Annotated in this window: 6 protein-coding genes; 4 read left to right on the forward strand and 2 right to left on the reverse strand. The window is 72.3% G+C overall.

What is annotated here, in order from left to right:
• Positions 1 to 694: flavodoxin-dependent (E)-4-hydroxy-3-methylbut-2-enyl-diphosphate synthase (locus ACOJUF_RS14330; RefSeq protein ID WP_420122506.1), on the forward strand; the 694-nt coding region annotated here is incomplete at its 5' end.
• Between the two features lie 147 nt (positions 695 to 841).
• Complete coding sequence (locus ACOJUF_RS14335) at positions 842 to 1,678, forward strand: GNAT family N-acetyltransferase (RefSeq protein WP_420122507.1); 837 nt, start codon at positions 842 to 844, stop codon at positions 1,676 to 1,678.
• A 77-nt stretch (positions 1,679 to 1,755) separates the two neighbouring features.
• Here the strand turns inward: ACOJUF_RS14335 and rpiA are convergent, their stop codons facing one another.
• Both rpiA and ACOJUF_RS14345 read right to left on the reverse strand, forming a co-directional pair.
• Positions 1,756 to 2,400 carry a ribose-5-phosphate isomerase RpiA gene (gene rpiA / locus ACOJUF_RS14340; RefSeq protein ID WP_420122508.1) on the reverse strand — a complete coding sequence of 215 codons (645 nt, stop codon included), beginning with the start codon at positions 2,398 to 2,400 and terminating at the stop codon, positions 1,756 to 1,758.
• An 80-nt stretch (positions 2,401 to 2,480) separates the two neighbouring features.
• On the reverse strand, positions 2,481 to 2,990 hold the full coding sequence (locus tag ACOJUF_RS14345; RefSeq protein ID WP_420122509.1) for an LURP-one-related/scramblase family protein: 510 nt from the start codon (positions 2,988 to 2,990) through the stop codon (positions 2,481 to 2,483).
• A 125-nt stretch (positions 2,991 to 3,115) separates the two neighbouring features.
• Between ACOJUF_RS14345 and ACOJUF_RS14350 the strand changes: the two genes are divergently transcribed.
• Together ACOJUF_RS14350 and map are read left to right on the forward strand one after the other, a co-directional pair.
• The gene (locus tag ACOJUF_RS14350) at positions 3,116 to 5,077 is read left to right on the forward strand and encodes a penicillin-binding transpeptidase domain-containing protein (protein ID WP_420122510.1); all 1,962 of its coding nucleotides are present in this window, start codon (positions 3,116 to 3,118) and stop codon (positions 5,075 to 5,077) included.
• 39 nt (positions 5,078 to 5,116) lie between these two features.
• Positions 5,117 to 5,971, forward strand: coding sequence for a type I methionyl aminopeptidase (gene map / locus ACOJUF_RS14355; protein ID WP_420122511.1), 855 nt, complete (start codon positions 5,117 to 5,119; stop codon positions 5,969 to 5,971).
• Positions 5,972 to 6,038 lie beyond the last annotated feature (67 nt).

Consider the following 6,038-nt stretch of genomic DNA (forward strand, 5'->3'; position numbering starts at 1 on the left):
GCTGCTGGCCAAGTACGGCAAGGCCACGCCGGAGGCGCTGGTCGAGTCCGCGTTGTGGGAGTGCTCGCTGTTCGAGGAGCACGACTTCCGCGACATCAAGATCTCGGTCAAGCACAACGACCCGGTGATCATGGTGCGGGCGTACGAGCTGCTGGCCCAGCAGTGCGACTACCCGCTGCACCTTGGGGTGACCGAGGCCGGCCCGGCGTTCCAGGGCACCATCAAGTCCGCCGTGGCCTTCGGCGCGCTGCTGTCCCAGGGCATCGGCGACACCATCCGGGTCTCGCTGTCGGCCCCGCCGGCCGAGGAGGTCAAGGTCGGCCTGCAGATCCTGGAATCGCTCAACCTGCGGGAGCGGGGCCTGGAGATCGTCTCCTGCCCGTCCTGCGGCCGCGCCCAGGTCGACGTCTACACGCTGGCCGACCAGGTCACCGCCGGGCTCGAGGGCATGGATGTGCCGCTGCGGGTGGCCGTGATGGGCTGCGTGGTGAACGGACCGGGCGAGGCCCGCGAGGCCGACCTGGGCGTCGCGTCCGGCAACGGCAAGGGCCAGATCTTCGTCAAGGGCGAGGTCATCAAGACGGTGCCGGAGTCGCAGATCGTCGAGACGCTGATCGAGGAGGCCATGCGGATCGCCGAGGACCTGCGCGCGGCGGGGGTGCCGTCCGGCGAACCGACCGTGGTGCACGCCTGAGCCGCGGCGCGATCACCCCGACGGGGGCCCGGAAGTCCTCGTGATCCGGGCCGGTCGTGGCATCCTTGGCCTACCCACCGCTCACGATCCTTCCGGACCCGCGCCGTTCCGGTGCCGGTTCGCCAGCCGGACCCACGAAGGCCACGCATGCTGACCGCGAGTTTCTCCCGGATTCTCGGTCCGGGGCACGCCGCGCAGGTGTCCCGGGTGCTCACCGCCGACCCGGTGACCGCCTGCATGATCGCCGCGCGGTTCGAGCAGGTCGGGATGAACGAGGCCGCCATGGGCGGGCAGTTCTGGGGCATCGGCGGGGGGCGCGACGGCCTGCTGTTCGCCGGGGCCTCGATGGTGCCGCTGGCCGGCGACGCGTCGGCGATGCGCACGTTCGCGCACACCGCCGCCCGGCGCGGCCGCCGCTGCGCGACGATCCTGGGGCCGGCCGAGCGGGTGCTTGCGTTGTGGGAACGGCTGGAGCCGCGGTGGGGTCCGGCCCGCGAGCTGCGGCCCGATCAGCCGCTGATGGTCTGCCCGACCGACCCGCTCGGCCCGGCCGACCCGCACGTGCGGCTGGTGCGGTCGCACGAGGCCGACCACTACTTCCCGGCCGCCGTCGCGATGTTCACCGAGGAGGTCGGGGTCGACCCCCGCGGCGGGGACAACGGCCGCAGCTACCGGGCCCGGATCGGCGAGCTGATCGGCGCCGGGCGCGCCTACCCGCGGTTCGACGGCGACACGGTCAAGTTAAATGCCGAGGTCGGCTCGCTGTCCCCGTCGGTCGCGCTGATCCAGGGTGTTTGGGTGCACCCGGAGTTGCGCGGCCGCGGGCTGGCCGCCCCGGCGATGGCCGCGGTCGTCCGGTCGATCCAGCGTGATCTGGGCCGGACGCCGAGCCTGTACGTCAACGACTTCAACGTACGGGCCCGTCGCTGCTACGAGCGCATCGGGTTCCGGCAGGTCGGCACGTTCGCGTCCGTGTTGTTCTAGCCGAGTGTGCAGCAGGTGCCCTCAACCGGCCCGGCAAGGGGCACTTTCCGCACACTCGGTGCGGGAGCGGGCCGGGGTCAGGACTCGATCACCCGGTGCTCGACCTCCGTGCCCCGGGCGATCAGCACGTCGTGCACCATCGAGGGCGCGAAGAGGCCGTGGTCGACCACCCCGGGGGCGCCGCTGAGCCGGGCGGCCAGCGCGGCCGGATCGGACAGGTCGCCGTGGAAGTCCCCGATCACCCCGCCGTCCGGGCTGCGGGGCACGTCCCGCAGGACCACGCCGGACAGCTCGCGCAGCGTCGCGGCCAGGCCGTAGGCCATCAGCTCCACCGGGACCGATCCGTGCAGGGCCGCGACCGGCTTGCTCGAGTCGGCGATCACCACGAACCGGTCGGCGGCGTTGGCGACGATCTTCTCGCGGGTGTGCGCCGCGCCGCCCCCCTTGATCAACCAGCCGTCCGGGGCGATCTGGTCGGCGCCGTCGATGGCGATGTCGAAGCGGTCGACCGCGTCGAAGTCCAGAACCCGCAGGCCAAGGGCGGTCGCCGCGTCGGCCGTGCGGGGGGAGGTGGCCACGCACCGGATGTCCAGCGCCCGGGCGGCCAGCGCGGGCAGCAGGTAGGCCACGGTCGAGCCGGTGCCCAGCCCGACGGTCATGCCGTTCTCGACGAAGTCGACCGAGGCGTGGGCCGCGGCCCGCTTCTCGTCCTCGCTGCCCATGCCGCACTCCCACCGTGGTCGGGGCGCCGCCGGACCCGGCGGCGCACCGGTCACTGTAGAGGGGGCGGACGGGGCTCCGGTCAGCCCCGGGCCATCTCGTCGATGCAGACGGTGACGGCCAGGATGAACGGCTGGTCCTCGTCGGCGGCGATCTCGACGCCGTAGGTGTCGCGGACCCGGAACCACTTCTTGGAGATCGTCGCGATGGTGTTCCCGTCCCGCTCTATCTCGTACTCGTGGTCGACGAAATTGCCGTGCGCGTGCAGTTTCTCGCCGTTGTCCGGGTCGATGACGAAGCGGTCGCGGATGCCGACCAGCGCCTTGTGCACGACGGCCTCGGTGCCGCCCCACTCGATCTTCATCTTGTCCCGCACGGAGAGCTTCTTCTCCTGGATCTTGGCCAGCTCGCCGCCGGAGTTGTCCTCCAGGATGAAGGTGTCGCGGAAGCGGATCGCCTTGCCGTTGACCTTGTAGACCTTGTCGCCCTGCTCGTTCTCGATCCAGTAGTCGTCACCGATGGCGAGCAGCTTCTCGCGCATCTGATAGCGGCGGGGAGCCGGGCCGTCGTCGCGGTGTCGGAAAAGTCCCATGGCCCCGATCATGCCGGTCGGTGTCCGGTCCGGCGCCGTCCGAGCCGGGTGAGATCGGCGGATCGATCCGGCCCGCGGGGATGTCGTGCCGCCGGGGCCGGGCTCCGCTGGGGATACTGGACGCCATGGTGGTGCGGGAGGGCAGACGGCGACCGCGCCGCCGGATCCGGCCGGCCCTGGCGGCCGCGCTGGCCCTGCTCGTGGTGGTCGCGGGATGCTCGGACCCGAACGCCGGCGATCCCGGACCGGCCGAGCGGATGGCCGCCCTGATCGCGGCCTGGCAGCACCTGGACTACGACACCGCGGCCGACGAGACCACCAGTCCCGCGGCCGCGGCGGTCATGCTGGAGGAGGTCGGCAACGACCTGCGTCCCGAGCAGCTGACCATCAGCGCCGGCGACATCACCCGCGACGGGAGCCAGGCGACGGCCACCGTCACGTTCAACTGGCAGTTGCCGGACGCCGGCACGTGGACCTATCCGGCCACCTGGACCTGGAAGAAGAACCGGGACTGGGAGCTGGACTGGACGCCCTCGGTGATCCATCCGAAGCTGGGGGAGCGGCAGACCCTGGCCGCCCGGACCACGCCGGCCGAGCCCGGCGTGCTGGTCGACCGCAACAACAACCGGATCGTCCAGCCCGTCACCGTCTACTCGGTGGTGCTGATGCCCGCCCGCACCCCCGACGTCGCCGCCGCGGCGGCCGCCCTGGTGCCCGTGCTGGCACCGATCGACCCGACCGTGACCGTCGAGGGCATCGTCGCCGGGGTCGCCCAGGCGCAGGCCGAGGCGGCCGCCGCGACCACCTCGACCCCGGTCCCGCCGGTCGCCGGGTCCGCGGCGGATCCGGCGTCCGGATCGGCCCCCGCGAGCGCGCGCGCGGACGGCACGCCCGCATCCGATCCGGCCAGCATCGGGTACACGGTGACCAACCTGCGGGAACCCGATTTCCTGACGGTCAAGCCGCAGCTGGATGCGATTGCCGGGCTCAGCTTCCCGTCCCAGGTGCGGAACCTGCCGCCGACCCGGGACTTCGCCAAGGCCATCCTGGGCCAGGTGACGCCGGTCGCCGAGCCGCTGATGCGCGGCACCGACGGCTGGTCGGTGGTCATCGTGGACAGCACCGGTGGGGTGCTGGAGACCCTGGACGACCATCCGGCGGTCGCCGGGCAGCGGGTCACCCTGACCCTGGATTCGGGCATCCAGCAGGCCGCCGAGGCGGCCATCGCCGACCAGCCGCAGCCGGCCGCGTTGCTGGTCATGCAGCCATCGACCGGCGAGCTGTTGGCCGTGGCCCAGAACGCCGCGGCGAACGCCCAGGGCACCCCCGCCCTGACCGGGCGGTACCCCCCGGGTTCGACGTTCAAGGTGGTGACGGCGACGGCGGCGCTCGAACGCGGCCTGATCAGCCCGGGACAGCCGACCGGCTGCCCGGGCGTGCTGGACGTGCAGGGCCGGCAGATCACCAACCACAGCGACATCGCCCTGGGCGACGTGGACGTCACCGAGACGTTCGCCCAGTCGTGCAACACGACCTTCGCCTCCCTGGCCACCCAGATGCCGGCCGACGCGCTGCCCCAGGCGGCGGCCGCCTACGGCATCGGCCTGGACTTCGTCATGCCCGGGGCGACGACGCTGACCGGCAAGGTGCCGCCCGCCGATTCGCCGATCCAGAAGGCCGAGAACGGCTTCGGCCAGGGTCAGGTGCTGGTGACGCCGTTCGGCGAGGTGCTCGCGGCCGCCACCGCGGCCCGCGGGAGCATGCCGATGCCGGTGCTGATCCGCGGCCAGACCACGACCGTCGACCAGCCCGCGCCGCCGATCCCGGCGGCGGCCGTCCAGGGCGTGCAGACGTTCATGGCCGCGGTCGTGGCCAGCGGGACCGGCGCCGGCCTGGAGGGCTACGGCGACACCCACGCCAAGACCGGGACGGCCGAGTTCGCGGCCGACGACGGCAGCATCCACGCCCATGCCTGGACGATGGGCTACCGCGGCGACATGGCGTTCGCGGCGATCATCGTCGGCGGCGAGGACTCGGCCAAGACGAACCGGATCGCGGCCACGCTGCTCGCCACGGTGCCGGCCTGACCGCCGGTCCGGTCGCGCCCACGTCGTAGTCTCGGGGGCATGTTGCGCACCGCCCTGCAGCCCGGCCGGTCCACCCCGATCCGGGCGGTTCCGGCCTCGATCGACCGGCCGGAGTACGTCGGCCGTCCCGGCCCCGCGGCCAGCACCGACCCGTGGGTGCAGCCGCCGGAGGTGATCGAGAGGATGCGGGTGGCCAGCCGGCTGGCGGCCCGGGCCATGGTGGAGGGATCCAGGCTGGTGCAGCCGGGCACGACCACCGACGCGATCGACGCGGTCGTCCACGAGTACCTGTGCGACCACGGCGCGTACCCGTCCACGCTGGGCTACAAGGGCTTTCCCAAGTCCTGCTGCACCTCGCTGAACGAGGTGATCTGTCACGGCATCCCGGACACCACGGTCATCGAGGACGGCGACATCGTCAACATCGACGTGACGGCCTACATCGACGGCGTGCACGGCGACACCAACGCCACCTACCTGGCCGGCGACGTGAGCGAGGAGAACCGGCTGCTCGTCGAGCGGACCCACGAGGCGCTGCGCCGGGCGATCAAGGCGGTGGCGCCGGGCCGGCAGCTCAACGTCATCGGCCGGGTCATCGAGTCGTACGCCAAGCGGTTCGGCTACGGCGTCGTGCGCGACTACACCGGGCACGGCATCGGCCGGACCTTCCATTCCGGCCTGGTGATCCTGCACTACGACGAGCCGAGCGTGACCACCGTCATCGAGAAGGGCATGACGTTCACCATCGAGCCGATGATCACCCTCGGCGGTATCGAGTGGGACCAGTGGGACGACGGCTGGACGATCACCACCCGGGACAAGTCGTGGACGGCGCAGTTCGAGCACACCCTGGTGGTCACCGACACCGGGGCCGAGATCCTCACCCTGCCCTGACCCCGGCCCGACGCGGCTCGGGCCGGAATCCGGCTCAGGCCGGCCCGACGATGCCCAGCGCCCGGGC

The sequence above is a fragment of the Nakamurella sp. genome, assembly GCF_048594475.1.
Taxonomy (GTDB): Bacteria; Actinomycetota; Actinomycetes; order Mycobacteriales; family Nakamurellaceae; genus Nakamurella.

Coding starts and splice junctions, on each gene's coding strand:
- ACOJUF_RS14335 (WP_420122507.1), top strand. CDS start 842: ATGCTGACCGCGAGTTTCTCCCGGATTCTCGGTCCGGGGCACGCCGCG.
- ACOJUF_RS14350 (WP_420122510.1), top strand. CDS start 3,116: ATGGTGGTGCGGGAGGGCAGACGGCGACCGCGCCGCCGGATCCGGCCG.
- map (WP_420122511.1), top strand. CDS start 5,117: ATGTTGCGCACCGCCCTGCAGCCCGGCCGGTCCACCCCGATCCGGGCG.
- rpiA (WP_420122508.1), bottom strand. CDS start 2,400: ATGGGCAGCGAGGACGAGAAGCGGGCCGCGGCCCACGCCTCGGTCGAC.
- ACOJUF_RS14345 (WP_420122509.1), bottom strand. CDS start 2,990: ATGGGACTTTTCCGACACCGCGACGACGGCCCGGCTCCCCGCCGCTAT.